Raw genomic sequence first — 25,195 nt, forward strand, 5'->3', positions numbered from 1 at the left:
GGGGACGGAGAGAGACGCCCCCGCCCACGACGGGTGGGGTGGGGCGCCCGCCCGGCACCCCACCCCTGACCCGCCCTGCGGTCCGTGTACCCCGTCGGGGCTAGTTGATGGCCTTGATGAGTTCACCGTTCGCGGTGTCGCCGCTGAGCTCCCAGAAGAAGGTGCCGCCCAGGCCCTGCTGGTTCTTGTAGTCCATCTTCGTGGTGATGGTGGCCGGGGTGTCGTAGCTCCACCAGTCGGTGCCGCAGTGGGCGTACGCGGTGCCCGCGACGGTGCCGGTGGCCGGGCAGCTGTCCTTCAGGACCTTGTAGTCCTCGATGCCCGCCTCGTACGTCCCCGGGGCGGCCCCGGTCGCTGTGCCGCCCGGCTCGGACTGCGTGACGCCGGTCCAGCCGCGCCCGTAGAAGCCGATGCCCAGCAGCAGCTTCTCCGCGGGGATGCCCAGGCCCTTGAGCTTGGAGATCGCCGCGTCGCTGTTGAAGCCCTCCGTCGGGATACCCGGGTAGGAGGTCAGCGGTGAGTGCGGAGCGGTCGGGCCCTGCGCCGCGAACGCGCCGAAGAAGTCGTAGGTCATCGGGTTGTACCAGTCGAGGTACTGGGCCGCCCCCGCGTAGTCCACCGCGTCGATCTTGCCGCCGTCGGATCCGTCCGCGGTGATCGCCGAGGTGATCAGGCTGTCCGTGCCGAACTTCGACCGCAGCGCCGACAGGAGGTCCCCGTACGCGTCGCGTCCGCTCGTGTCGCAGGTCAGGCCGCAGGCGTTCGGGTACTCCCAGTCGATGTCGATGCCGTCGAAGACATCGGCCCAGCGCGGGTCCTCGACCAGGCTGTGGCAGGACTCGGCGAAGGCGGCCGGGTTCTTCGCGGCCTCCGCGAAGCCGCCGGACCAACTCCAGCCGCCGAACGACCAGATGACCTTCAGGTCGGGGTGCAGCTTCTTCAGCTTGCGCAACTGGTTGAAGTTTCCACGCAGTTCCTGGTCCCAGGTGTCCGCGACGCCGTCCACCGACTGGTCGGCCGTGTAGGCCTTCTCGTAGTCGGCGTAGCTGTCCCCGATGGTGCACTTGCCGCCCTGGACGTTGCCGAAGGCGTAGTTGATGTGCGTCAGCTTGTCGGCCGAGCCGGAGGTCTCGATGTTCTTGACGTGGTAATCACGCTGGTAGACACCCCAGTTGGTGAAGTATCCGACCACCTTGTCGCCGGCCGCGGTGGGGGTGGCGCCGGCTGCCGCCGGAGCGGAGGCGGTGGGGGCCGCACCCGCGGAGGACGTACCCGCGACACCGAGGAGCGCGGCTCCCAGGGCGGCGGTGCAGAAGGTTGCGGCGAGCGCCCGGAGGCGGGCGCGGGGACGGTGAAGTCCGGTCATTGTGGCTCCTCGTGGGGGAGGGCTTGGGTGTGGTGGGGGGTGCCTGTCCGTCCACCTGTGGTTGGCATGGACGCGATGAGGCTTGGGGGAGACCGTAGAAGGACTAGACCAGTTGGGTCAATGGTTCGGACCAATTTCCCTGATCACGGCTCCCGCGACCCGGTGACGCGTGCGCTCCGATCGGGCATACTCGACGCGCCACAGCCGCTGGCCAGCGCCTCCCGTGATCCGGGAAGGCAGGATCGGCTGAGGAGCCGTAGATTTCCGGGCACCGCCCGGGACCACCCGGCGGTGCCGCGCACACCCCGCGCGCGACCGCCGACACGCCCGACAGGGAGGAGAGCGCCGTCATGTCCGACCGTGCCCAGCAGCCGGTGGAACGCCGTCTGCCCACCGAGGAGTCCCGGCAGCTCGTCGAGCTCGTACGCGACATCGTGTCGAAGGAGATCGCCCCACGGGCGGCCGAGGAGGAGGAAGCGGGATTCTTCCCGCGTCCCGTCTTCACCCTGCTCTCCGAAGCGGGGCTGCTCGGACTGCCGTACGGCTCCGCCCACGGCGGCGGTGACCAGCCGTACGAGGTCTATCTCCAGGTCCTGGAGGAGCTTGCCGCCGCCCGGCTCACCGTCGGTCTCGGTGTCAGCGTCCACTCCCTCGCCTGCCACGCGCTCGCCGGATACGGAACCGAGGAGCAACGGGCCGCCCACCTCCCGGCGATGCTCGCGGGCGGCCTGCTCGGCGCCTACTGCCTCTCCGAACCGTCCTCGGGCTCCGACGCCGCCTCCCTGCGCACGAAGGCCGTGCGGGACGGTGAGGACTGGGTGCTCACCGGGACCAAGGCGTGGATCACGCACGGCGGCGTCGCCGACTTCTACACGGTGCTGGCCCGTACCGGGGAGGACGGCCCCCGGGGCATCACCGCCTTCCTCGTCCCCGGCGACGCCCAGGGCCTCGACGCGGCCCTGCCCGAGAAGAAGATGGGCATGAAGGGCTCGCCCACCGCCCAACTGCACTTCGACGGCGTACGGATCTCCGGCGACCGCCGTATCGGCGAGGAAGGGCAGGGATTCGCCATCGCCCTGTCCGCACTCGACTCGGGGCGCCTGGGAATCGCCGCGTGCGCCGTCGGTGTCGCCCAGGCGGCCCTCGACGAGGCCGTCCGCTACGCCACCGACCGGCGCCAGTTCGGCCGCCCCGTCGCGGACTTCCAGGGGCTGCGGTTCATGCTCGCCGACATGGCGACCCAGATCGAGGCCGGGCGGGCGCTCTATCTGGAGGCCGCCCGGCTCCGCGACGCGGGCCTGGCGTTCTCGCGGCAGGCGGCGATGGCGAAGCTCTTCTGCACCGACGCCGCCATGCGGGTGACCACCGACGCGGTCCAGGTGCTCGGGGGCTACGGCTACACCCTCGACTTCCCGGTCGAGCGGCTGATGCGCGAGGCCAAGGTGCTCCAGATCGTCGAGGGCACCAACCAGATCCAGCGCATGGTCATCGCCCGTCACCTCGCGGGTCCCGAGACACGCTGAACCGCAGGGGCCGGTCCGACCAGACCGGTGTCGTCATGATCCGGTTCCACTCCTGGTCATGGCGGCCCGGCAGGGTCCGGCCCGCGCTCTCCCAATGGCGCAGCATGGCGCGGTAGATGGGCGGGTCGGTGCTGTGCGGCACGGGCTGCCGCGCGGACTCCTGGGGCGACGGCCCGGACCGGGGAACCGATTCTCCGGGCGTCGGTGCGGCGAGACGGCGGCGGGCCGGGCCGGCCGTTGAATGCAGCGTGGTCATACAGGGCCAACGCCGCCACGGGGCCGGGAGTCACTGTCCGGCCGATTCGCGCGCCCGTTCCTCGGGTGCCGCGGTCACCGGCCGTCCGGTGGACTGCCGTACCACGCCGGCCCGGCCGTCGTGGTACGCACAGGACGCGCCCTCGGGCGCGCGGACGTCAGGCCGCGTGACGCCGCAGCTGCGGCACGTACCGCAGGGGACGCGAACCGGGGCCGCCGGCGTGGGAGAAGGGCTGCATGCGCCAGTCGAGCCCCTGAGGGAGCGTCAACAGCAGCGCCGTCTCCTGCTCCTGGGCCTCCAGCGACTCGTCCGCCGGGAGCGCCAGGGAGGCGTCGCGGTTCGTGCCGGGGCAGACGGTGAGGACGAACGGATTCCACCGCGTGGCGCACAGCGCGTGCTCGGGAAGCACGTCCTCGTCCGCCAGCAGGGCGATCGGCTGGGAGCAGTCCGGGCAGATCACCCGGTACATCTCGAAGGTGTCGTACGCGTCGAGGACGGTGTCCTCGTCCGGAGCGGTGAACGCGGTGCCCACCGCGTCCGTATCGGGCTGCGGTTCGGTACGTCCGGTGAGCTTCAGGCTCTGCATGGGTCTTTCCCCCCTCGGGTGGGCCGGCATGGCGCCACGGCCTCGGCCACAGCAAGCACTTCCCGGCGGAGGTCGGCCGTAATCGCGAGGCCGTCGGCTACCCACCCGTAAAAATGTGGCATTGGTCACATGACCCTCGAACGTGCCCTTCCTGGGGCCCTACGACTGTGCCTGGAGGGACCTGGGGCCATAGGTTGATCCGCATGGAGGAGCTGGACCGTCAGATCGTGGAGTTGCTCGTCAAGGACGGGCGGATGAGCTACACCGACCTGGGCAAGGCCACGGGCCTGTCCACCTCGGCCGTGCACCAGCGCGTCCGCCGGCTGGAGCAGCGCGGGGTGATCCGGGGTTACGCCGCGGTCGTCGACCCCGAGGCCGTCGGCCTGCCCCTCACCGCGTTCATCTCGGTGAAACCGTTCGACCCGAGCGCACCCGACGACATCGCCGAGCGGCTCGCCGGAGTGCCGGAGCTCGAAGCGTGCCACAGCGTCGCGGGCGACGAGAACTACATCCTCAAGGTGCGGGTCTCCAGCCCTCTGGAGCTCGAACACCTGCTCACCCGGATCCGGACGCTGGCCGGCGTCTCCACCCGTACGACCGTCGTCCTCTCCACGCCCTACGAGGCACGGCCGCCGCGCGTCTGAGGGCTCCCGCCCGCCGTCGAGGAGGGGGCGGGGGACGAACCTGTCCCGGCAGGCGCGAGACTGTTCCCATGACCGAGAGCACCGCCCCCCAGAGCGAACACCGCACCGTGCTGCTGCGCGGTGGAGACGTCCACAGCCCCGCCGATCCGTTCGCCACCGCGATGGTCGTCGAACGCGGCCATGTCGCCTGGGTCGGGTCCGAGGGGGCGGCCGACGCCTTCGCGAGCGGTGTCGACGAGGTGATCGACCTGGAGGGGGCCCTGGTCACCCCCGCTTTCACCGACTCCCACGTCCACACCACGTCGACCGGACTCGCTCTCACCGGGCTCGACCTCTCCGGGGCGCGCACGCTTGCCGAAGCCCTCGAACGCGTCCGCGCGTTCGCGAGCGACCAGGCGGACGGCGCGGTGATCCTCGGTCACGGATGGGACGCGGCCCGCTGGCCCGAGCAGCGCCCCCCGTCGCGCCGGGAACTCGACGAGGCGGCCGGAGGCCGGGCCCTGTACCTGCCCCGGGTCGACGTCCACTCGGCCGTCGTGACCACGGCGCTCCTCGACCTGGTGCCGGGCGTCACCGGCAGGACCGGCTACCACCCCGACGGCCCCCTGACCGGCGACGCCCACCACGCGGTGCGCGCGGCGGCCCACGGGGCCGTCACCCCGGCGCAGCGGGCGCGGGCCCAGCGCGCCGCACTCGCGCACGCCGCCTCGCTGGGCATCGGCACCGTGCACGAGTGCGCGGGCCCCGAGATCTCCGACGAGGAGGACTTCACCGCGCTCCTGGGGCTGGCCTCCGAACAGCCCGGCCCCCGGGTCTTCGGCTACTGGGCCGAGCCGGTGGAGGACGCGAAGGGTGCCCGGCGGATCCGTGAACTCGGTGCCGTGGGCGCGGCCGGCGACCTCTTCGTGGACGGGTCGCTGGGCTCGCACACCGCCCTCCTGCACGAGCCCTACGCCGACGCCCCGCACACCGGCGAGGGCCGTCTCGACGCCGCGGCGATCGCCGCGCATGTGACGGCGTGCACCGAAGCGGGTCTCCAGGCCGGATTCCACGCCATCGGTGACGCGGCGGTCTCCGCCGTGGTGGCCGGCGTCCGGGCCGCGGCCGAGACGCTCGGGCTCGCCCGGATCAGGGCGGCCAGGCACCGGGTGGAACACGCCGAGATGCTCACCCCGGAGACCGTCGCCGCCTTCGCCGAGCTCGGCCTCACCGCCTCCGTCCAGCCGGCCTTCGACGCGGCCTGGGGCGGTCCCGACGGCATGTACGCCCGGCGCCTCGGTGCCGAGCGCGCCGCCACGCTCAACCCGTACGCCGCCCTGCTGCGCGCCGGTGTGCCCCTCGCCTTCGGCTCGGACAGCCCGGTCACCCCGCTGGACCCCTGGGGGACCGTGCGGGCCGCCGCCCACCACCGCACCCCGGACCACCGGGTCTCCGTGCGCGCAGGGTTCACCGCCCACACGCGGGGCGGCTGGCGGGCCGTGGGGCGCGACGACGGGGGTGTGCTCGTCCCGGGAGCCCCCGCCGACTACGCCGTCTGGCGTACCGGCGACCTGCTGGTCCAGGCCCCCGACGACCGGGTGGCGCGCTGGTCCACCGATCCACGCTCCGGCACCCCTGGTCTGCCCGATCTCTCCCCGGGAGCGGACCTTCCGGTCTGTCTCCGCACGGTGGTGTTCGGACAAAATGTCTACGTACGGCCGAACGAGTGACGTCGCGCTGTTCCGTACCGCCGATCGATGGCGCGGGCACTCTGCGACGACCTGTGAGTCCGCTGCGCTGACCAGGCGTTTTCCGAAGAAACGGCAGGTCGGGCGACTGTTGACAGAAAGCGGCTGCGGGCCGGTAGGTTCGGCCGGGTCCACCACTGGACGTCCGACCGGTCAGACCTCCACGCAGTCGTCGAACGCCGCTGGGTCATGTGGGGTGGTGTGCCGCACCGGTGCAGCACCACGACAGCCAGGTTCAGCGCCCGCGCCTCGGGGGCGTGGGAAGGTTTCGTCCGGACGGCAGGTGCGACCCGGGTGGGGCCCGGAGGTTCAGTAGACAACGGCTCTCGGTCGACCCGCAGCCAGCGGATCCCAGGTCGGCCCGAAGGACACCGGGCCCCCACCCGCAGTGGTCCCCTTCTGTCCGCAGTTCCACGCTTCTGTCCGCGGGGGCGGACGCGACCCGTGACCATGTCGGAGTCCTGCCGCCCCGTGCTGGATATGGTGTGCACCTGCGTACGGACTTTAAGGGGCAGTAGTGAACGACGGCGGTCAGAGGCAGTTCGGCCCGCTCGGCAGAGTCTTGGTGATCATTCCGACCTACAACGAGGCCGAGAACGTCAAGCTGATCGTCGCCCGGGTGCGCGCCGCCGTTCCGGATGCGGACGTCCTCGTCGCCGACGACAACAGCCCCGACGGCACCGGCAAGGTCGCCGACGAGCTCGCGGTCGGCGACAGCCATGTGCACGTCCTTCACCGCAAGGGCAAGGAAGGGCTCGGCGCCGCCTACCTTGCCGGTTTCCGCTGGGGTTCCGAGCACGGCTACGGCGTCCTGGTCGAGATGGACGCGGACGGCTCGCACCAGCCGGAGGAACTGCCCCGCCTGCTCACCGCGCTGAAGGGCGCCGACCTGGTCCTCGGCTCGCGCTGGGTGCCCGGTGGCCGGGTGGTCAACTGGCCCCGGCACCGCGAGATGATCTCCCGCGGCGGCAGCCTCTACTCCCGGATGCTGCTGGGCCTCTCGGTCCGGGACGTCACCGGCGGCTACCGGGCCTTCCGCACCGAGACCCTGGACGGGCTCGGCCTCGACGAGGTCGCCTCGCAGGGGTACTGCTTCCAGGTCGACCTCGCCCGGCGGGCCGTCGAGGCGGGCTACCACGTCGTCGAGGTGCCCATCACCTTCATGGAGCGCGAGATCGGCGACTCCAAGATGAGCCGCGACATCCTCGTCGAGGCCCTGTGGCGGGTCACCGGCTGGGGCATCACCGGACGGGCCAACAAGGTGCTGGGCCGCAAGGCCCCCTGACCGCCCTGCCGGCCGAAGCCTCATGATCACCCCCTTACGCCGCCTGCACGCCCGTACAGGCACACTGGGGGCATGACGACCGGCACCCCGCCTCCGACCCGTCCACGGCGCTCACGCGCCCGTACCCTCCTGCCGCTGGGCATCGCCGCCTGGCTGGTCCTGGAGATCTGGCTGCTGACCGTGGTGGCCGGTGCGACGAACGGTTTCACCGTGCTGCTGATCCTGGTCGCCGGCGCCGTGCTCGGCGCCGCGGTGATCAAGCGGGCCGGCCGACGCGCCTTCCGCAACCTCACCGAGACCCTGCAGCGGATGCCCGGGCAGCCCGGCGCTCCCGAGGGCCCGGCCGAGGCCCCGTCCGGCACCAAGGGCAACGGCTTCCTGATGCTGGGCGGCCTGCTCCTGATGATCCCCGGCATGATCTCCGACGTGGCGGGGCTCCTGCTCCTGCTGCCCCCGGTCCGTACCGTGCTCGGGCGCTCCGCCGAGCGCTCCCTGGACCGCCGGATGAGGGCGGCGACGCCCGGCGGGTTCTCGGACGCCTTCCAGCAGGCACGCATCCACCGGCCGGACGGCAAGGTCGTCCAGGGCGAGGTCATCCGCGAGGACGGCCGGACCACGCACCCCCGCCCGGACGACGGCACCGGCACGGACCGGCCGCCGCTGACCCCCTGACCTCCCGGTCCCGCCGCCGTCACCCGTCACGGGGCGCGGCGGCGGGCCCCCGGAAAGGTCCTGGCACACCAAGAGCCGCGGGCCGCGACACATGTGCTGTGTCGCGGCCCGCGGCTCTTGATCTGTGCGGTGTGGCGCGGTCAGGCGGACTTCCTGCTGTCCCGCGGGTGCACGGCGATGTTCATGGCACCGGAGCGGAGAACCGCCAGCCTCTCGGCCAGCACCTCTTCCAGCTCCTCGCGGGTGCGCCGCTCCATGAGCATGTCCCAGTGCGTACGCGCAGGCTTGCCCTTCTTCTCTTCGGGGCCATCCCCGTCCACCAGGAGTGCCGTGGCGCCGCACGCCTTGCACTCCCACTCCGGCGGAATTTCCGCCTCTACCGAGAACGGCATCTCGAATCGATGTCCGTTCGGGCATGCGTACTCCACCGCCTGGCGCGGGGCCAGATCGATGCCGCGGTCCGTCTCGTAGCTGGTAACCACGAGTCGCGTGCCGCGGAGAGCTCGCTCACTCATGAATCGTGCCTCCCGGGCTTGTCGCCCACAGGACAGGTGTCGCTGTCGTCGTCATCCGGTCAACGTCCGGTCGGCGGCAAAGATTCCCGTCGCCGGTCATGCGTCGCCCGTCGTGCCGCTGCTTGGTCTGGGTTGCTTACCCATCGGTGCCCGGTTTGTCACCTATGTTCGACGTTGTCACCCAACGGTTCGACGTCTTCCACTCGCAGTAACGGTCCTCCGGGCAGGCCAAAGGCGTACACTACCGGCCTTTCACTTCGACGTCTAAATCCGCTCCGGAACGGGATTGCCCGCGGCGGCCACCGCGGCCCGCACGGGCACCCTCGCCAGCAGGGCCGAGCCGACCGCGAAGAAGAGCACCAGGGACAGGATCGCATCCCTGTAGCTGCCGGTGAGCTGGTAGCCGAGACCGAAGACCAGGGGCCCCAGCCAGCTGAGCCCCCGGTCGCTCATCTCGTAGGCGGAGAAGTACTCCGCCTCCTTCCCGCGGGGGATCAGGTGCGAGAACAGCGACCGCGAGAGAGCCTGGCTGCCGCCCATCACGAGCCCGATCGCGGCCGCCAGGACGTAGAAGAACACCGGCGCGTCGGAGGGCAGGACATAGGCCGCGGCGAGGATCAGGGTCCAGACCGCCAGCGACGCGAGAATCGTGCGCTTCGCTCCGTACACCCGGGCGAGTCGTCCCATGCCCAGGGCCCCGGCCACCGCCAGCACCTGCACGAGCAGCACCGCGGTGATCAAGGTCGTCTGATCGAGGCCGAGCTCCTCGGAGCCGTACAGGGAGGCCTGCGAGATCACCGTCTGGATGCCGTCGTTGTAGACCAGATAGGCGAGCAGGAAGGACAGCGTGAGCGGATGGCGGCGCATGTCGCGCAGCGTCGCCCGCAGCTGCCGCCATCCGGAGCCGACCGCTCCGTCGCCGCCCGCCTCGACCCGCCGGTCGCGCAGCCGCCGCAGCGGTACCAGGGCGAAGGCCCCCCACCACACGCCGGCCGAGGCGATGCAGATCCGTACCGCGTCGGACTCCGACAGCCCGAAGGAGTCGTGGCCCGTGTAGAGGACCAGATTCAGGACGAGGACGAACGCCCCCGAGGTGTACCCGAACGCCCAGCCGCGCGAGGAGACCGCGTCGCGCTCCTCCGGGGTGGCGATCTGGGGCAGATACGCGTTGTACAGGGCCATCGACACGGAGATCGACGCGTTCGCCACGATCAGCAGGAAGGCGCCCAGGAGGTAGCGGTCGCCGTCCAGGAAGAACATGCAGGCCGTCGCCGTCGCGCCCGTGTAGGCGGCCGCCGCGAGCAGGGGCTTCTTCCGGCCCGTGCGGTCCGCCGCCGCACCCACGACGGGCATCACGAGCACCGCCACGACGATGGACACCGACACGGCGTACGCGAAGAGCGAACCGGCGCGGACGGGTATGCCCAGCGGGTGAACGAACCCCTCCGCGTCCGCGGCCCTTTTGGCTATGGACGTCAGGTACGGGCCGAGGAAGACCGTCAGCACGCTGGTGGAGTACACCGAGCACGCGAAGTCGTAGAAGTACCAGCCGCGCTGCTCGCGCCTGCGCTCGTCGGTCCCGGCCGGCTGCCCGGCCGGATCCGCGGTCCCTGCGGTTCCGGTGCTCACACCGCGCCCCCTCGTTCGTCCCGTGCGGACGCGGCCGGTCCCGGCATCAGGCCCAGGCCCCCCGCCCGCTCAGCACCGTGCGCAGCGTCTCGATGTGATCGGTCATGATGCCATCCACCCCGAGGTCCAGGAGCGCCGCCATCCGTTCCGGTTCGTTGACCGTCCAGACATGCACCTGCAGGCCGCGGGCGTGTGCCGTGCGGACGAACCGGCGGTCGACGACACGGACGCCGTTCTGGCTCTCGGGGACCTGCGCGCAGACGGCGCCCGCCCGGAGCGGCGCCGGGATGCCGTAGGAGCGCAGTCGCAGGCCCAGCACCCCGCGTACCCCGTAGGAGGTGGCCAGCCGCGGACCCGCGAGGCGGGCGGCCCGGGCCACCCGCGTCTCCGAGAACGACCCCACGCAGACCCGGTCCCAGGCGTCGGTCCTGCGGATCAGGTCGACGAGCGGCACGAGGGCGGGCTCCGCCTTGATGTCCACGTTCCAGCGGGCGTGCGGGAACTCCTCCAGCAGTTCTTCGAACAGAGGCAGTGGCTCACTGCCTCCCACCCGCGCCCGGCGCACCTCGCTCCAGGGGAGGCGGGATATGCGCCCCCGGGCGTCCGTCACCCGGTCCAGCGTCGGGTCGTGGAAGGCGACCAGGCGCCCGTCCGACGTGGCGTGCACATCGGTCTCGAAGTAGCGGTAGCCGGCGCCGGACGCCCGGCGGAACGCGGCTGCGGTGTTCTCCAGGCCGTCCGCCGCCCCGCCGCGGTGGGCGAAGGCGATCGTCGAAGGATGGTCCAGGTAGGGGTGGCGCCCCGAATTCGCTGCGGTCACCGCGGAAGTATCGCCTCCCGAGGTGACGGTCCGGTACCGGCCACGGTGCGGGCATCCGGCGCGGAGAGGTCGAAGACGCGCAGGAAGAACTGCGCGAGCGGGCCGATGGCCAGGGCGTACAGGACGGTGCCGACGCCCAGGGATCCGCCGAGAAGGAAGCCGGTCACGACCACCGCCACCTCGATCGCCGTGCGCACCATCCTGATGGAGCGGCCCGTGAGCCGGTTCAGGCCCGTCATCAGGCCGTCGCGGGGACCCGGACCGAAGCGTGCCGAGATGTAGAGGCCGGTGGCCACGCCGTTGAGCACGATGCCCGCCGCCGTCAACGGGATCTGCGCCCCGAGGCCGTGCACATCCGGTACCAGGGCGAGGGTGCCGTCCATCGCGATCCCGACGGCGAAGACGTTGGACACCGTGCCGAGCCCCGGTCGCTGCCTGATCGGGATCCACAGGAGCAGGACGACCGCCCCGACGATGATCGAGACGACCCCGATGGAGATACCGGTCCGCTCGGAGAGCCCCTGGTGCAGCACCCCCCACGGTTCGAGTCCCAGCCCGGCGCGCACCAGGAGCGCCGAACTGGCCCCGTACAGAGCCAGACCGACGTACAGATGGGTCAGCCGCCGGGTGAGCCTGGTGCCGCTCCGCGCGGTGGGATCGGACAAGGTGGTGCCCCCTGTGTGGTGGTGGTGGACTGCTCCGTGTCACTCTGTGGCAGGGGATTGGCTGCCAACTATGGCCAATCCGAGGAAGGTGGACTGATTCTCATGGTGCAGTGGACCTCGACCGTCGGCGCGGCGCAGCTCGCCCGCCAGCTCCAGGGTCAGCAGGCCCGTCCCCTGGCGCCGGGCACCCGCAAACCGCCCGCCTACCGCGCCCTCGCCGACGGGGTCCGTCTGCTCGTCCTGGAGGGCCGGGTCCCGGTCGCCGCGAGGCTGCCGGCCGAGCGTGAGCTCGCCCTCGCCCTGTCCCTCAGCCGCACCACCGTAGCCGCCGCCTACGAGGCACTGCGCGCGGAGGGATTCCTGGAGTCACGCCGCGGTGCCGGCAGCTGGACCGCCGTCCCGGCCGGGAACCCGCTGCCGGCCCGGGGCCTCGAACCGCTGCCGCCGGAATCCCTCGGCTCGATGATCGACCTCGGCTGCGCCGCCCTGCCCGCCCCGGAACCGTGGCTCACCAGGGCCGTCCAAGGGGCACTGGAGGAACTGCCGCCGTACGCGCACACCCACGGCGACTACCCGGCCGGCCTGCCCGCCCTCCGGCAGATGATCGCGGACCGCTACACCGGGTGCGGCATCCCGACGATGCCGGAACAGATCATGGTCACCACCGGGGCGATGGGAGCCATCGACGCCATCTGCCACCTCTTCGCCGGGCGCGGCGAGCGCATCGCGGTGGAGTCCCCGAGCTACGCCAACATCCTCCAGCTCATGCGTGAGACCGGCGCCAGGCTGGTGCCGGTGGCGATGGAGGAGGGGCTCGGCGGCTGGGACATGAACCGGTGGCGGCAGGTGCTGCGGGACGCGGCGCCGCGCCTGGCCTACGTCGTCGCGGACTTCCACAACCCCACGGGCGCCCTGGCCGACGAGCAGCAGCGCCGCGCCTTGGTCGAAGCCGCGCGGTCGGCGGGCACGGTGCTGGTCGTCGACGAGACCATGAGCGAGCTGGACCTGGACGCCGGCGAGGACATGCCGCGCAAGGTCTGCGCCTTCGACCCCGCGGGTAGCACCGTCCTGACCGTCGGATCCGCCAGCAAGGCGTTCTGGGCCGGTATGCGCATCGGCTGGGTCCGGGCCGCGCCGGACGTGATCCGCAGCCTGGTCGCGGCCCGCGCGTACGCCGACATGGGAACCCCGGTGCTGGAGCAGCTCGCCATCAACTGGCTGATGCGGACCGGCGGCTGGGAGCAGGCCGTGGCCGTCCGGCGTGAGCAGGCGCGGGAGAACAGGGACGCCCTGGTGCGGGCGGTGCGACGAGAGCTCCCCGCGTGGGAGTTCGAGGTGCCGCGCGGTGGCCTCACGCTCTGGGTGCGCACCGGCGGGCTGTCCGGCTCCCGGCTGGCCGTGGCGGGCGAACGTGTCGGCGTCCGCGTCCCGTCGGGGCCCCGGTTCGGGGTCGACGGGGCCTTCGAGGGCTATGTGCGGCTGCCCTTCACGGTGGGCGGCGCGGTGGCGGACGAGGCGGCTCAGCGGCTCGCCACGGCCGCCGGCCTGGTCGCCTCCGGCGCGGGGGTGGGGGCGGAGGCCCCCCGGACCTTCGTCGCCTGAGGACCCGCGCCTCAGCGTTCCGCGGTGGCCGGTGCCCCGATCAGCCGGTCCTTGTGCGTGGACACGATCTCGGGTTCCGGCTCCGGCTCCGGAAGGGCCTCCTGCACGGCCTCCACCGCCGGCGCCCCGCCGGGCAGCAGGTCGAGCACCGCCGTGCGGTGCGCCTCGCTGGTGGCGTCGTCGTACGGATCCGGAGTGGCCGGTACCTGGAGCCGCAGGACGGGTCCGCCGCCCAGCCGGGTGTACCCGCGGCCCGGCGGGACGTCGGGAGTGGGTGTGGTGTGCGGCTGGGCGCCGAGGACGGCTTCGACCTCGTCGCGGTCCGCCGGGCCGAGGACGACGCGTGCTCTGGTGTGGGTCCGCACGGTCTCGTCGAGGGCGTGCAGGCTGTCGAACTGTTCCGCGACGAGGACGGTGACCCCGGCGGCGCGGCCGTGCCGCAGCGGCACCCGGAGCAGCTCCTGCGGATCCTGCCGCCCGTCGGCGGCCGCGAGGTGCCCGAGCGCGCTCGGGCGGTCGAGCAGGATCCACAGAGGGCGTCCGATGTCCTCGGGCTCCGGATGCCCGGACTGGCGGGCCCGGTTGGCGGCGATGAGCCGCCGCTCGGTCTCGTGAGCCGCCCATTCGAGCGTGGCGAGGGCTCCCGCCAGACCGCGCTCCACGGCCAGCACTCCGTCCCGGCCGGCAAGGAAGCCGTACTCGCCGGTTCCGCCGCCCTCCACCACGAGGACGTCGCCCTGCTGGAGCGCCTGCAGGGCGAGTGAACGCATCAGGGTCGTGGTGCCGCTGCCGGGGTGCCCCACCACCAGCAGATGGGGCTCGGTGGAGCGGCCCCCGGTCCGCCAGATCACCGGGGAGGCGTCCCGGGTCACGTCGCCGTCCTCGACCGGAACGGTCCGCCGGACCGCGTCGGCGTCGGTGAAGCCGAGCACGGTCTCGCCCGGGGCGGTGACGAACCGCTGGGCGGCGATGGTGGTGGGCAGGGGTGGGAGCACCGTCATGAGGAGCTGGTTGCTCTCCTCGTCCCAGGCGAAGTGGTACTCGCGGCCCCGGCCCGACTTGGCGTGGAGCACCTGCTCGACCCGGGAGCGGGCCGCGGGGTCGCCGTCGGTGAAGTACGCCGGGTAGGTCACCTGGAGCCGGGTGAGGCGGCCGTCGGCGTCGAAGACGTAGGAGGTGCCGAAGGCCTTCTCCCAGTCGCCGCCGTGGGAGAACAGCGGCGCGGGGTCGTCGGGCACGGAGAAGTGCGGGACCAGCGCCTCGTACAGGGCCTGGAGCCGTGCGGTCCCCGCCTCGTCGGGGCCGGTCCTCGCGGGGGTGCGGTCGCGTCCCCGCCATGCGGCGGCGCCCATCACCGAGATGAGGGCCAGCAGCGGCCCGTAGGGGATGAGCGCCACCGCCAGGACGCAGGCCGCGACGAGGAACAGCACGTGTCCGCGCCGGTCCCTGGGTGTCGCGGTCCACTTCTGCCGCCCCGCTCCCGCCAGCAACCGCATGCCACGGGTGACCGTGATCAGCGGATGGAGGACGTCGGTGGCGTTGTCGGCGGCCGTGCGCGCGATCTCGCGACTGCGGGTGATCGAAGCGCTGCCGCTGCTGAGGATGCGGGGGAGTGGTCGCCGGGCCACGTCGGTCTCCTGGAGAGGTGGGAGCGGTCTGGGGGCGTCAGAACTTGATCCCGCCCAGCATGCTGGCGAGGCTCGCCCCGCCGGCCGTGATGCTCGGGGCGATCGCCGTGCCGGCCAGGTAGAAGCCGAACAGGGAGCAGACGAGGGCGTGGGACGCCTTGAGTCCGTCCTTCTTGAAGAACAGGAAGGCGATGATGCCGAGCAGCACCACGCCCGAGATGGAGAGGATCATGAGCGGTTCTCCTGGTCGAGGGGACAGTCACCATGAGTACTTCCAGGATCACAAGATGTATCTATACGATTAAAGGTGCAACTGAGTGATCAAGGTGTGATTTCACCCGACCGGAGGGTGGACGGCCGCCACCCCGCTGCCCGGGGGGAGCCGCTGCGGCCCTGTCCCCGCCGGAAAAGCGGCCCCGGCACCGTGATCTTCCGCCCCTGCGGGGAAGGCTCACGACTGTCCCGAGCAGTACTCTGTCGATTCACTCGTACGGCCCTCGCCGTACCCCCACCAGGCCGGCCACGGCCGCGAAGGCCATGAAAGGCGGACCGCCCCGATGAGCGAAACCCCCGATCCCGAGGTGGTCGAGCTGGCGACGAAGGTCTTCGACCTGGCCCGCCGGGGCGAGAGCGACGCGCTCGCCGCCTACGTCGACGCGGGCGTCCCCGCGAACCTCACCAACGACCGGGGCGACTCCCTGCTCATGCTCGCCGCCTACCACGGCCACGCCCCCGCCGTCGTGGCGCTCGCGGACCGCGGCGCCGACCCGGGCCGGGCCAACGACCGGGGGCAGACCCCGTTGGCCGGAGCCGTCTTCAAGGGCGAGCGCGAAGTGATCGACGCACTGCTCGCCGCGGGCGCCGACCCGGCCGCCGGCACACCCTCCGCCGTGGACACCGCGCGCATGTTCGGCAAGGACGACCTGCTGGAACTCTTCGGTGCGCGCTGAGCGGCGGCCCGGACCGCGTACCGACCGGTGCGTCGTAAATGTGGTCGCGTCGGCGAAATGGCTGGGTCATCATGACGTCGCGGGTCCGAATCGGGCCACCGACGAGAGGCAGAGGAAGATGAACACCAGGCAGAAGACGGCGGTCGGCCGATCATGTTGCTGCGCGGCCTAGGGGATGTCACCCCGGCACATGGAACAGCACAGTCCCGGTTGCGTCGACAGCTTGATGTGAGGCTTTCCCCATGTTCGATCCGTTCATAGCGCCGAGCGGCACACTGCTCGGCCTGCTGCAGAGGGGCCGCGGCGACGGCACGCTCCACGCTCTCGCCGCCCCCCGCTCCGAGGCCCTCGCGGCTCTCAACCACTGCGTCCTGAGCGATCCGCGTCATGACTGGCAGGTCGAGAACCGCTCCCTCTACTACGCCCGCCTGTACCTCGACCTCGACGGTGGCACCGAGGAGATCGAGCGCCATCTGTGGGACGCCGAGGACCACCTCGACACCGACGACTCACGCACCGGCCTCGCACTCGCCGTGCTCGGGCACCTCGCTTCCTACGGGCGCGACGACGCCCTCGTGCTCCTGCGCCGGTACGCCGCGACCGGGGCCAACTGGGCCTGGGCGCTCGACGAGCTGGCCCTGCGCGACGACGACACCGGGCTGCGCTCCCTCGCCGAGGCGGTGCTCGCCCGCTTCCCCGCCACCCCGGAGGGCACCGCGGAACTGGCCGCGACCGTGCGGGACGCCTTCGAGCCCCGCCCCTGGCGGCTCTGGGCCGACGACCCGCGTGACACGGTCGGCGCCCGTGTCAGGTCCGCGACGGAGCAGGGCTCCTTCGACCGGTGGCAGCGGCAGATGAGGCCCGGCGGACCGCGCCCGGGCTGGAGCGTCCAGGCCGTCTTCGACTGGGCCCAGGAAGGACTGGAGCGCGGCAGCGCGCTCCACGTCCCCGCGGCGCGCTGCCTCTCGGCGGTCGCCGGCACCGAGGACCGCCCCCTGATCGTCGAGGCCGCCCGCAGCGGCCCGGAGGGCGCGCGCTGCGCCGCCCTGCACTACCTCGCCGAGGCCCGGGACCCCGCCGTGCTCGATCTCGTCGAACAGGCGGTCGCCGGCGCCTCCCGCACCGTCGCCGAGGCGGCTGTGGCCGCCTTCGAGCGCATGTGCGGTGAGGAGGCGGTCGGCCGTGCGCGGCGCTGGGCCCACCGGCCCGACGCCCTCGGCGCGTCGGCCGCCGGGGTCCTGGCCTGCCGTGGCGCCGCACAGGACGCCCCGCTGGTCCTCGCCGCACTGCGCGAGGCGGTCCGCGGCGAGGGCCCCGACGCCCCGCGGCTGTGGACCCTGGTCGACGGCACGGGCCGGCTGGGTATCGCCTGTGCCGCACCCGTCCTGCGTCATGTGTACCGCGAGACGTGCTCCTCGCACCTGCGCGGCCGCGCCGCCCGGGCGCTGGCCGCCACCGACCCGTCCTTCGCCAGCGGATTCGCCGTCGAGTGCCTCTGGGACTGCGAGGAGACCACCCGGGAACTCGCCGCACACCATGCCGAGACCGGGGACATCCGCGTCGCCGAGCGGCTGAGGCGGCTCGCCGCCGACCCGGCCGAGGAGGCCGAGGTCCAGACCGCCGTACGCAGCAGGATCGGACCGGACGCACCCGCCGTCTGAACCGGCACTCCGCAGACCGACGGAGTCCGGACGCCGCGCGCCGGGGGCGCGCGGCAAACGCTCACGTGAGCTCCCCGGGCGGACAGATCCAAGTCGGCAGGGACACGCCCCATGCGGTGACAACACCCGTATGCGTGTCGTCATCGTCACCGAATCCTTCCCGCCCGACGTCAACGGCGTGGCCCACCGCACCCTGCAGACCGCCCGGCACCTCGCCGCCCGTGGCCACCGGCCGCTCGTCATCGCCCCCGCCGGGGCGACGGCACCCACCGGCTCCGCGTCCACCGACGACCCCTGCCCCGTGGTCCGGGTTCCCTCGCTGCCCCTGCCCGGCTACCCGCAGGTCCGCGTGGCCCTTCCCGGCCGGCGGCTCGCCGCCGCGCTCACCCGGCACCGCGCCGAACTCATCCACCTGGCCGGCCCGTTCGTCCTCGGGGTGCGCGGCATGGCGGTCGCCGCCCGGCTGGGGCTGCCCGCCGTGGCCGTCCACCAGACCGACCTGGCCGGCTACGCCCGTACCTACCTCGGCACCGGGGAGGGCGCCGCCTGGCGCCGGATGCGCGCCGTGCACAGCGCCGCCGACCTCACCCTGGCCCCCCCGACCGCCGCACAGCGCGACCTCACCGACCACGGAGTCCCCGGGGTGCGACTGTGGCCGCGCGGAGTGGACACCGCACGGTTCCGCCCCGGACTGCGCGACGAAGCCCTCCGCCGCGCCCTCGCCCCCGGCGGGGAGAAGATCATCGGATACGCCGGACGTCTCGCCCCCGAGAAGCACGTCGAACTCCTCGCCGGCGCCTGCTCACTGCCGGAGCTACGCGTCGTGGTCGTCGGCGACGGACCGAGCGAGGCGCCGCTGCGCGCGGCGCGGACACCCCGCGCTCCCGGGCCTTCGGCCGGACTGCGCGGGCCGCTGTCGAGGGCCGCACCTGGGAAGCCGTCGGCGACCAGCTCCTGGGCCACTACGACGAGGTCCTCGGCGGCCGGACGGCGGTGGCCGCATGACCGGGAAGGCCTCCGGCGGGCTCAGGATCGTGCGGCTCGCGAACTTCGTCACGCCTGCCTTCGGACCGGGCCTGGACCGAGGACCGTTCACTGTGGAGCTGGACCGGCTCCACCCGGGCGAGCGGGGTCACCGGAGACTGGCCGCGGGATTCCACCGGCTGCTCGCCGAACGCGACCTGGCCCTCGGATCCCCGCCGGGACGCGAGCCGCGGCAGCCCACGCCCACCCGCGCCGCCGCGGTGCTCTGGCCGGCCACCGAGGGCACCGGCCGGCTCGCCAGGCGCAGCACCGATCTGCTGCCCCGACTGCTCGGCCTCGCGACCACCGAGATCGGCCACCGGGCACGCGGCACGAGCCGGCAGCTCGACGCGCGGGCGGAGCGGGCCCTGCGCGAAGCGCTGGACGGATTGCCCCGTACGCCGTTTCTGCGGAGGTCCGTCCCCCGGGCCAGAATGGAGGGATGACCGGACGCTGGGAGTTCTGGATCGACCGCGGCGGCACGTTCACGGACGTGGTGGGACGTGACCCCGGCGGCCGGCTGGTCTCCCGCAAGCTGCTGTCGCACGACCCGGGACGCCACCGCGACGCCGCGGTCGCCGGAATCCGTCTGCTGCTCGGCCTCGGACCCCACGACCCGGTCCCCGCCGACCGGGTCGCGGGCGTCAAGATGGGCACGACGGTCGCGACCAACGCGCTCCTGGAACGACGGGGCGAGCCGACCGCTCTGGTCATCACCGAAGGCTTCCGGGACGCCCTGCGCATCGCCTACCAGAACCGGCCCCGCCTGTTCGACCGGCGCATCCTGCTCCCCGAGGCCGTCTACGACCGGGTCGTCGAGGTCCCGGAGCGGACCGACGCGCGGGGAGCCGTGGTACGGGCACTCGACCGCGCCGTCGTGGCCGAACGGCTCGAAGCCGTCGCCGGGGACGGCATCCGCAGCGCCGCCGTCGTGCTCATGCACGGCTACCGGTACCCGGACCACGAGCGAGCGGTGGCGGAGGAGGCGGCGCGGGCGGGTTTCACCCAGATCAGCTGCTCGCACGAGGTCAGCCCGCTGATCAAACTGATCCCGCGCGGCGACACCACGGTCGTCGACGCCTACCTCTCACCGATCCTGCGTCGGTACGTCGAGGAGGTGGCCGCCGAACTCGCGGGGATCAGGCTCATGTTCATGCAGTCCAACGGCGGGCTGCGCGAGGCCGCGCACTTCCGGGGCAAGGACGCCGTGCTCTCCGGTCCCGCGGGCGGCGTGGTCGGGATGGTGCGCACGTCCGCCCAGGCCGGCCACGACCGGGTCATCGGCTTCGACATGGGCGGCACCTCCACCGACGTCTCCCACTACGCGGGCGAGTTCGAACGCGAACTCGGCACCCAGGTGGCAGGGGTGCGGATGAGCGCGCCCATGATGAGCATCCACACCGTCGCGGCCGGCGGAGGGTCCGTCCTGCACTTCGACGGACGGCGCTACCGGGTCGGCCCCGACTCGGCCGGGGCCGACCCGGGCCCCGCCTGCTACCGCCGGGGCGGGCCGCTCACCGTCACCGACGCCAACGTGATGCTCGGCCGCATCCGCCCCGAGCACTTCCCCGCCGTCTTCGGGCCCGGGGGCGACCAGCCACTCGACGCGGGTCTCGTCGGTGAGCGCTTCGACGCCCTGGCCGAGGAGGTGTCGGCCGCCACGGGGAGCGGACACACGGCCGCCGAGGTGGCCGCCGGGTTCCTGGAGATCGCCGTGCTGAACATGGCGAACGCGGTCAAGAAGATCTCCGTACAGCGCGGCCACGACATCACCCGCTACGCCCTCACCTCCTTCGGCGGCGCCGGAGGACAGCACGCCTGCGCCGTCGCCGACGCCCTGGGCGTCGGCACCGTCCTCGTACCGCCGCTGGCCGGCGTCCTGTCCGCGTACGGGATCGGCCTCGCCGACGCCACCGCGATGCGCGAACAGTCCGTCGAGGCGGCCCTGGACGAGGACTCGGCGCGGCGCGTCCGCGCGGTCCGCGACGACCTGGCGGAGCGGACGCGCGCGGAGCTCCGTGCCGACGGCATCCCCGACAGCGCCGTCACCACCCGGGCACGGATCCTCCTGCGGTACGCCGGGACGGACGCCTCCCTGCCCGTCGCCCACGGCACCGTCGCGGCCATGGCACGGGAGTTCACCGAGGCACACCGGGCGCGGTACGGCTTCACCATGGACAAACCCCTGGTGGCCGAGGCCGTCTCCGTGGAGGCCACCGGAACCGCCGGCCCGCACACCGCGCCCCGGACCGCTGTGCGTACCGGGGAGGGGCCGCCGAGGCCCCTCGGCACCGTCAGGATGTTCACCGGGGACGGATGGCGGGACGCCGCGCTGCACCGCCGCGACACATTGCGCGCGGAGGACGTCGTGAGGGGGCCCGCCGTCGTCGCCGAGGACGACGCCACCACCGTCGTCGACCCCGGCTGGCAGGCCACGGCCGGGACGGCCGGGCACCTCGTGCTGAGCCGGGCCGAACCGAGACCGGGCCGGACGGCCGTCGGGACCCGGGTGGACCCCGTCATGCTCGAAGTGTTCAACAACCTCTTCATGTCGATCGCCGAGCAGATGGGCGTACGACTGGAGAACACCGCCCACTCCGTCAACATCAAGGAGCGCCTGGACTTCTCCTGCGCCCTGTTCGACGCGGACGGCGGCCTGGTGGCCAACGCCCCGCACATCCCGGTGCACCTCGGGTCGATGGGGGAGTCCATCGAGGAGGTGCTCCGGCGCAACGCGGGCACCCTGCGGCCCGGCGACGTCTACGCCGTCAACGACCCGTACCACGGCGGGACGCACCTGCCCGATGTGACCGTCGTCAGCCCGGTGTTCGACGAGCCCGCGCACGGGGAGCGGGCCCGGCTGCGCTTCCTGGTGGCCTCGCGCGGCCACCACGCGGAGATCGGCGGCATCACCCCCGGTTCCATGCCCGCCTTCAGCCGCACCGTCGACGAGGAGGGCGTCCTGTTCGACAACTGGCTCCTCGTGCGCGACGGCACGCTCCGCGAGGCCGAGACCCGGCGCCTGCTCACCGGCGCCGCCCACCCCTCCCGCGATCCCGACACCAACCTCGCCGACCTGCGCGCCCAGATCGCGGCCAACGAGAAGGGCATCACGGAACTGCGCCGCATGACCCGGCAGTTCGGCCAGGACGTCGTCGAGGCCTACATGGGCCACGTCCAGGACAACGCCGAGGAGTCCGTACGCCGGATCGTGGCCGGGCTGCGCGACGGCTCCTGCCGCTACGAGACCGACAACGGGGCGGTCATCGCGGTCCGGGTGGACGTGGACCGCGAAGCGCGCCGCGCCGTCATCGACTTCGAGGGGACCTCGCCCCAGCAGGGCGGCAACTTCAACGCCCCCCGGTCCGTGGTCACGGCCGCCGTCCTCTACGTGTTCCGGACCCTGGTCGAGGAGGACATCCCGCTCAACAGCGGCTGCCTGAAGCCCCTGGACATCCGCGTCCCGGAAGGATCGATGCTGGCTCCCGTCCACCCGGCGGCGACCGTCGCGGGGAACGTGGAGACCTCCCAGGCCGTCACAGGCGCCCTGTACGCGGCCCTGGGCGTACAGGCCGAGGGGTCCGGCACCATGAACAACCTCACCTTCGGCAACGACCGGATCCAGTACTACGAGACCGTCGCCAGCGGCTCCGGCGCGGGCGAGGGGTTCGACGGGGCCGACGCGGTCCAGACCCACATGACCAACTCCCGGCTCACCGACCCCGAGATCCTCGAATGGCGCTACCCGGTGCTGCTGGAGAGCTTCTGCGTGCGCGGGGCCGGCGGCGGTACGGGCCGCTGGCACGGCGGCAGCGGGGCGGAACGCAGGATCCGCTTCCTCGAACCCGTCACCGTGGCCCTGCTGTCGGGACACCGCCGGGTCCCGCCGTACGGCATGGCGGGAGGCGGCCCCGGAGCCCTCGGCGAGCAGTACGTCGAACGGGCCGACGGCAGGACCGTGACCCCCCTCGAAGGGTGCGACACGGCCGCACTGGACACCGGGGACGTCCTCGTGCTGCGCACCCCCGGAGGCGGTGGCTACGGCCGCCCGTGACCGGTCGCTTCTGCGCCGTTTCGACCGTTGTCGGTGTGAGGACCTAATCTGTGCAGCGTGACTTCGCCTGCCGACACCCAGACCGCTGCGCCCCAGCTCAGCGCGGGACCGAGGCCCGCTCCGGGACCCGCCGCCGATGAGGGGCTCTCGCGTCGGCTGCGCGCGCTCGCCTGCACCGCCCCCCTGCACGACCTCGACGTGCGTAAGGCCAATCTGGCCGGTGAGTACACGGTCTACGCCATGGCCGAAGTCGCCCTCGCCGCCATCGACCTCGTCACGCTCAACATGGACTTCGACACCGGTGCCGACCACGACCAGATAGTGGCCCGGCTCCTCCCGCGGGTCGCGGCCCAGGCGCCCGGCCGGCCGGTCGCCGAGCACGAACGGGTCGCGCGCTGGGTCCTGGAGAACCTGATCAACGTCGGCAGCGTGGACCGGGGCTTCCGCGCCGTGTACGGCACCTTCGGGCCCGACGGCGTCTACGTCCGCCGGGACTACGACTTCAAGCTCGTCGAGGAGGTCCCGGGCCACGGCGGCACCGTCTACCTCCGCGCCACCGACGAGGCGGTCAACGTCCTGGTCGGCGCCCTGGACACGGACGTCACCAGCGCCCAGATCGCCGCCGAGGTGAAGCTGGAGGTCCTCGTCAGCAGGGGCCGCCTCGCGGACGCGCAGCTCGCCGCCGAGCAGGCCCGCTACCGCACCGTGCAGTACGCCGAGACGCTTCGCAGGACCCTGGAGGCGACCCGGCGCAACGTCCGCGCCGTCGACTGGCTCAACGCGGTCCCCGACATGATCACCGAGGCCCTGGACCACGTCGCCGACCGCTACCGCCACGAGAACGCGATCCTCACCAACATCCGCAAGGCCAGGGACGAGGCCGAGGAACCCGAGAACAAGCGCCGCGCCGCCGAGCTCGTCGACATCGTCAAGGACTGCATCCGCCGCCACACCCAGCTCCAGTCCCGGCTGCTGGAGGCCGGGCCGCTGTTCCGCGCCGAGCAGGACAGACAGGCCTTCGCCACCCCCACCGCGCGCACGGGCCTCGACCTGTACGGCCAGCTCGTCGTACCGCTGCTCCCGCTCCCCGTCGAGCAGGCGACCCGGGCGACCGACGCGTTCTTCGCGCACGGCACCGGGCTGCGCACCCCCACGTCCGTCCGCGTCGGCGACCTCGTCGACCTGCTGCTCATGCCCCCGGTGGAGCGCGAGCACCTGGGCGCGGAGATGCCCGAGCCCGACCTCATCGCCACCCCGGACGACAGCCGGTTCAGCGAGGAACAGCTCTCCGCCGCCATGGAACTGCTCGACCTGGACCACGACGTCCCACGGCGGCTCTCCGGCCTCCTCGCCGAGGCCCGGCTGCGTGACCCCGAGCTTCCCTACCTGGTCGCGCTGCTCGCCGTCCACGCCGCCAGCCCGCCGGTCGGCACGGCCTACCGCCAGGGCGAGCGCCGGCTGCTGTTCGCCGTCGACGACGGCACCCCGCTCGAGGACCACGAGTTCGGCGGAGCCGACCTGATAGTGGGCACCGCCCTGCTGGACGCGGCGGGCATGGCCGCGGACCGCAAGGACGCGTCGTGAGCGTCCACGGCCCGTCCCCCCACCCCCTGCCGCCCGAGCGCGGCACCCGCACCGAGGAGTCACAGAGTTGAGCGAGCAGCACGCCGAGCACACCGACGCGTGGGGAGACCCGTCCCCCGCGCACGCGGCCGACGCCGCGCGGCCGGCCGCTCCCGCCGCTGTCACCCCGGCGGACGCCGCGGACGCGGCCAGGCTGGTCTCCTTCGGGCTGCAGCCGAAGCTGATGCCCGCCCGCGACGCCGAATACACCGAGCTGCTCCGCCGCTACCGGGAGGAGCCCGCCTTCGCCCGGCTGGCCGACGCCGTCGCCACCGGCCTCGGACTCGTCGTCCTGGAGGTCTCCACCCGCGCCGGTATGGCCGTGACCGCCGGCGAGGACTCGGTCTTCGCCGTGCGGATGGGCGACTACGCCCGCCGCGCCTCCTCCGACTCCGCCGACCGCTTCCTGCACGGCCTGGCCCACCTCGCCGTCGCCGCCATGGCCTTTCCGCGGCCCGAGGACCTGGCCGACGACTCCTACATCGGCCGCATCACGGTCAACGGCATCGACGCCTTCGTCCGGCAGGCGTGCCACCGGCTGGAGGAACGCGCGGAGGAACAGGGCGACAACACCGACCCCGCCACCGACGCCCCCGGCCTGGAATCGGGATGGCGGATCTACGCCCGCCGCAGTGCCACCGGAGCGACCAAGGACGCCCGCAGGCTGGCCGGTTCGACGACCGGCATCATCGGCAAGGCCGTCGCCTTCCTCACCGACTCCGGCTTCCTCCAGCGCACCGGGGACGACGCGGGCGGCGCCTACCGCACCACGGCCCGATACCAGCTCCAGGTACGCGACATGGCGGGCAGCGCCGCCATGGCCGAGCTGCTGGAGCTCGGAGTCGTCCCGGTCACGGACGGCTCGGCCACCCTGCTGCCCCCGCCCGACACCGAGGGCCTGGAACTGGCCGCCGACGCGGGCCTCCCCTTCCACTCCTGAACCGCCCCAGCCGCAGCCGCCCGCCC

Annotated in this window: 20 protein-coding genes and 1 pseudogene; 13 read left to right on the forward strand and 8 right to left on the reverse strand. The window is 72.8% G+C overall.

Annotated elements, in window-relative coordinates; translation table 11 throughout:
• Positions 1–100: 100 nt before the first annotated feature.
• On the reverse strand, positions 101–1,366 hold the full coding sequence (locus IA22_RS0119920) for a glycoside hydrolase family 18 protein (protein WP_030124341.1): 1,266 nt from the start codon (positions 1,364–1,366) through the stop codon (positions 101–103).
• 350 nt (positions 1,367–1,716) lie between these two features.
• Between IA22_RS0119920 and IA22_RS0119925 the strand changes: the two genes are divergently transcribed.
• Entirely contained in the window at positions 1,717–2,889 is a 1,173-nt protein-coding gene (locus IA22_RS0119925; protein WP_015576331.1) for an acyl-CoA dehydrogenase family protein, read from the forward strand.
• A gap of 413 nt (positions 2,890–3,302) precedes the next feature.
• Here the strand turns inward: IA22_RS0119925 and IA22_RS0119930 are convergent, their stop codons facing one another.
• On the reverse strand, positions 3,303–3,731 hold the full coding sequence (locus IA22_RS0119930; RefSeq protein ID WP_015576329.1) for a hypothetical protein: 429 nt from the start codon (positions 3,729–3,731) through the stop codon (positions 3,303–3,305).
• Between the two features lie 203 nt (positions 3,732–3,934).
• Here IA22_RS0119930 and IA22_RS0119935 point away from each other — a divergent pair, with 203 nt between their 5' ends.
• From IA22_RS0119935 to fxsA, 4 genes are all read left to right on the forward strand, one after another.
• Positions 3,935–4,375: an Lrp/AsnC family transcriptional regulator gene (locus tag IA22_RS0119935; RefSeq protein ID WP_014157449.1), complete on the forward strand. Its 441-nt coding sequence runs from the start codon at positions 3,935–3,937 to the stop codon at positions 4,373–4,375.
• Between the two features lie 68 nt (positions 4,376–4,443).
• The gene (locus tag IA22_RS0119940) at positions 4,444–6,084 is read left to right on the forward strand and encodes an amidohydrolase (protein WP_014157450.1); all 1,641 of its coding nucleotides are present in this window, start codon (positions 4,444–4,446) and stop codon (positions 6,082–6,084) included.
• Positions 6,085–6,619: 535 nt separating this feature from the next.
• Positions 6,620–7,387 (forward strand): polyprenol monophosphomannose synthase, encoded by a 768-nt coding sequence (locus tag IA22_RS0119945; protein WP_014157451.1) that lies wholly within the window; start codon positions 6,620–6,622, stop codon positions 7,385–7,387.
• A 72-nt stretch (positions 7,388–7,459) separates the two neighbouring features.
• Entirely contained in the window at positions 7,460–8,059 is a 600-nt protein-coding gene (gene fxsA, locus IA22_RS0119950; RefSeq protein WP_015576327.1) for an FxsA family membrane protein, read from the forward strand.
• Between the two features lie 140 nt (positions 8,060–8,199).
• On the opposite strand, the gene IA22_RS0119955 is transcribed toward fxsA, so the two are convergent.
• The 4 genes from IA22_RS0119955 to yczE form a co-directional block, all read right to left on the reverse strand.
• The gene (locus tag IA22_RS0119955) at positions 8,200–8,574 is read right to left on the reverse strand and encodes an RNA polymerase-binding protein RbpA (RefSeq protein ID WP_014044757.1); all 375 of its coding nucleotides are present in this window, start codon (positions 8,572–8,574) and stop codon (positions 8,200–8,202) included.
• Positions 8,575–8,838: 264 nt separating this feature from the next.
• Positions 8,839–10,203: an MFS transporter gene (locus IA22_RS0119960; RefSeq protein WP_030124342.1), complete on the reverse strand. Its 1,365-nt coding sequence runs from the start codon at positions 10,201–10,203 to the stop codon at positions 8,839–8,841.
• A gap of 46 nt (positions 10,204–10,249) precedes the next feature.
• Positions 10,250–11,023 (reverse strand): glycerophosphodiester phosphodiesterase family protein, encoded by a 774-nt coding sequence (locus IA22_RS0119965; protein WP_015576324.1) that lies wholly within the window; start codon positions 11,021–11,023, stop codon positions 10,250–10,252.
• Positions 11,020–11,688, reverse strand: a complete 669-nt coding sequence (yczE, locus tag IA22_RS0119970; protein WP_015576323.1) for a membrane protein YczE — start codon at positions 11,686–11,688, stop codon at positions 11,020–11,022. The genes IA22_RS0119965 and yczE overlap by 4 nt, the downstream gene beginning before the upstream one ends.
• Positions 11,689–11,790: 102 nt before the next feature.
• On the opposite strand from yczE, the gene IA22_RS0119975 reads away from it, so the two are divergent.
• Positions 11,791–13,290, forward strand: coding sequence for an SCO1417 family PLP biosynthesis transcription factor (locus IA22_RS0119975; RefSeq protein ID WP_030124343.1), 1,500 nt, complete (start codon positions 11,791–11,793; stop codon positions 13,288–13,290).
• Positions 13,291–13,301: 11 nt separating this feature from the next.
• On the opposite strand, the gene IA22_RS0119980 is transcribed toward IA22_RS0119975, so the two are convergent.
• Positions 13,302–14,918, reverse strand: a complete 1,617-nt coding sequence (locus IA22_RS0119980; protein WP_030124344.1) for a membrane protein — start codon at positions 14,916–14,918, stop codon at positions 13,302–13,304.
• A 37-nt stretch (positions 14,919–14,955) separates the two neighbouring features.
• Positions 14,956–15,150, reverse strand: coding sequence for a hypothetical protein (locus tag IA22_RS0119985; RefSeq protein WP_014157458.1), 195 nt, complete (start codon positions 15,148–15,150; stop codon positions 14,956–14,958).
• Between the two features lie 325 nt (positions 15,151–15,475).
• On the opposite strand from IA22_RS0119985, the gene IA22_RS0119990 reads away from it, so the two are divergent.
• The 7 genes and pseudogenes from IA22_RS0119990 to IA22_RS0120020 all read left to right on the forward strand — a co-directional run bounded on the left by IA22_RS0119990 (position 15,476) and on the right by IA22_RS0120020 (position 25,169).
• The gene (locus IA22_RS0119990; RefSeq protein WP_014157459.1) at positions 15,476–15,868 is read left to right on the forward strand and encodes an ankyrin repeat domain-containing protein; all 393 of its coding nucleotides are present in this window, start codon (positions 15,476–15,478) and stop codon (positions 15,866–15,868) included.
• A 242-nt stretch (positions 15,869–16,110) separates the two neighbouring features.
• Positions 16,111–17,529 carry a hypothetical protein gene (locus IA22_RS0119995; protein ID WP_015576319.1) on the forward strand — a complete coding sequence of 473 codons (1,419 nt, stop codon included), beginning with the start codon at positions 16,111–16,113 and terminating at the stop codon, positions 17,527–17,529.
• Between the two features lie 130 nt (positions 17,530–17,659).
• Positions 17,660–18,534 (forward strand): annotated as a pseudogene (locus IA22_RS38275) (glycosyltransferase).
• On the forward strand, positions 18,531–18,998 hold the full coding sequence (locus IA22_RS37165; RefSeq protein WP_051694818.1) for a hypothetical protein: 468 nt from the start codon (positions 18,531–18,533) through the stop codon (positions 18,996–18,998). The pseudogene IA22_RS38275 and the gene IA22_RS37165 overlap by 4 nt, the downstream one beginning before the upstream one ends.
• Positions 18,995–22,606, forward strand: a complete 3,612-nt coding sequence (locus IA22_RS0120010; protein WP_030124346.1) for a hydantoinase B/oxoprolinase family protein — start codon at positions 18,995–18,997, stop codon at positions 22,604–22,606. Before IA22_RS37165 ends, IA22_RS0120010 begins: the two co-directional genes overlap by 4 nt.
• 57 nt (positions 22,607–22,663) lie before the next feature.
• Entirely contained in the window at positions 22,664–24,190 is a 1,527-nt protein-coding gene (locus tag IA22_RS0120015; protein ID WP_030124347.1) for a hypothetical protein, read from the forward strand.
• A 67-nt stretch (positions 24,191–24,257) separates the two neighbouring features.
• Positions 24,258–25,169, forward strand: a complete 912-nt coding sequence (locus tag IA22_RS0120020; protein WP_030124348.1) for a hypothetical protein — start codon at positions 24,258–24,260, stop codon at positions 25,167–25,169.
• Positions 25,170–25,195: the final 26 nt, after the last annotated feature.

The organism is Kitasatospora papulosa, assembly GCF_000717245.1.
Classification (GTDB): Bacteria; Actinomycetota; Actinomycetes; order Streptomycetales; family Streptomycetaceae; genus Streptomyces; species Streptomyces papulosus.

What these genes read in the sequence shown, in the direction of transcription:
- IA22_RS0119990 (WP_014157459.1), top strand. Translation starts at nt 15,476, where the DNA reads ATGAGCGAAACCCCCGATCCCGAGGTGGTCGAGCTGGCGACGAAGGTC.
- IA22_RS0119935 (WP_014157449.1), top strand. Translation starts at nt 3,935, where the DNA reads ATGGAGGAGCTGGACCGTCAGATCGTGGAGTTGCTCGTCAAGGACGGG.
- IA22_RS0119920 (WP_030124341.1), bottom strand. Translation starts at nt 1,366, where the DNA reads ATGACCGGACTTCACCGTCCCCGCGCCCGCCTCCGGGCGCTCGCCGCA.
- IA22_RS37165 (WP_051694818.1), top strand. Translation starts at nt 18,531, where the DNA reads ATGACCGGGAAGGCCTCCGGCGGGCTCAGGATCGTGCGGCTCGCGAAC.
- fxsA (WP_015576327.1), top strand. Translation starts at nt 7,460, where the DNA reads ATGACGACCGGCACCCCGCCTCCGACCCGTCCACGGCGCTCACGCGCC.
- IA22_RS0119985 (WP_014157458.1), bottom strand. Translation starts at nt 15,150, where the DNA reads ATGATCCTCTCCATCTCGGGCGTGGTGCTGCTCGGCATCATCGCCTTC.
- IA22_RS0119940 (WP_014157450.1), top strand. Translation starts at nt 4,444, where the DNA reads ATGACCGAGAGCACCGCCCCCCAGAGCGAACACCGCACCGTGCTGCTG.
- IA22_RS0119975 (WP_030124343.1), top strand. Translation starts at nt 11,791, where the DNA reads ATGGTGCAGTGGACCTCGACCGTCGGCGCGGCGCAGCTCGCCCGCCAG.
- IA22_RS0119925 (WP_015576331.1), top strand. Translation starts at nt 1,717, where the DNA reads ATGTCCGACCGTGCCCAGCAGCCGGTGGAACGCCGTCTGCCCACCGAG.
- IA22_RS0119995 (WP_015576319.1), top strand. Translation starts at nt 16,111, where the DNA reads ATGTTCGATCCGTTCATAGCGCCGAGCGGCACACTGCTCGGCCTGCTG.
- IA22_RS0120010 (WP_030124346.1), top strand. Translation starts at nt 18,995, where the DNA reads ATGACCGGACGCTGGGAGTTCTGGATCGACCGCGGCGGCACGTTCACG.
- IA22_RS0119930 (WP_015576329.1), bottom strand. Translation starts at nt 3,731, where the DNA reads ATGCAGAGCCTGAAGCTCACCGGACGTACCGAACCGCAGCCCGATACG.
- IA22_RS0119955 (WP_014044757.1), bottom strand. Translation starts at nt 8,574, where the DNA reads ATGAGTGAGCGAGCTCTCCGCGGCACGCGACTCGTGGTTACCAGCTAC.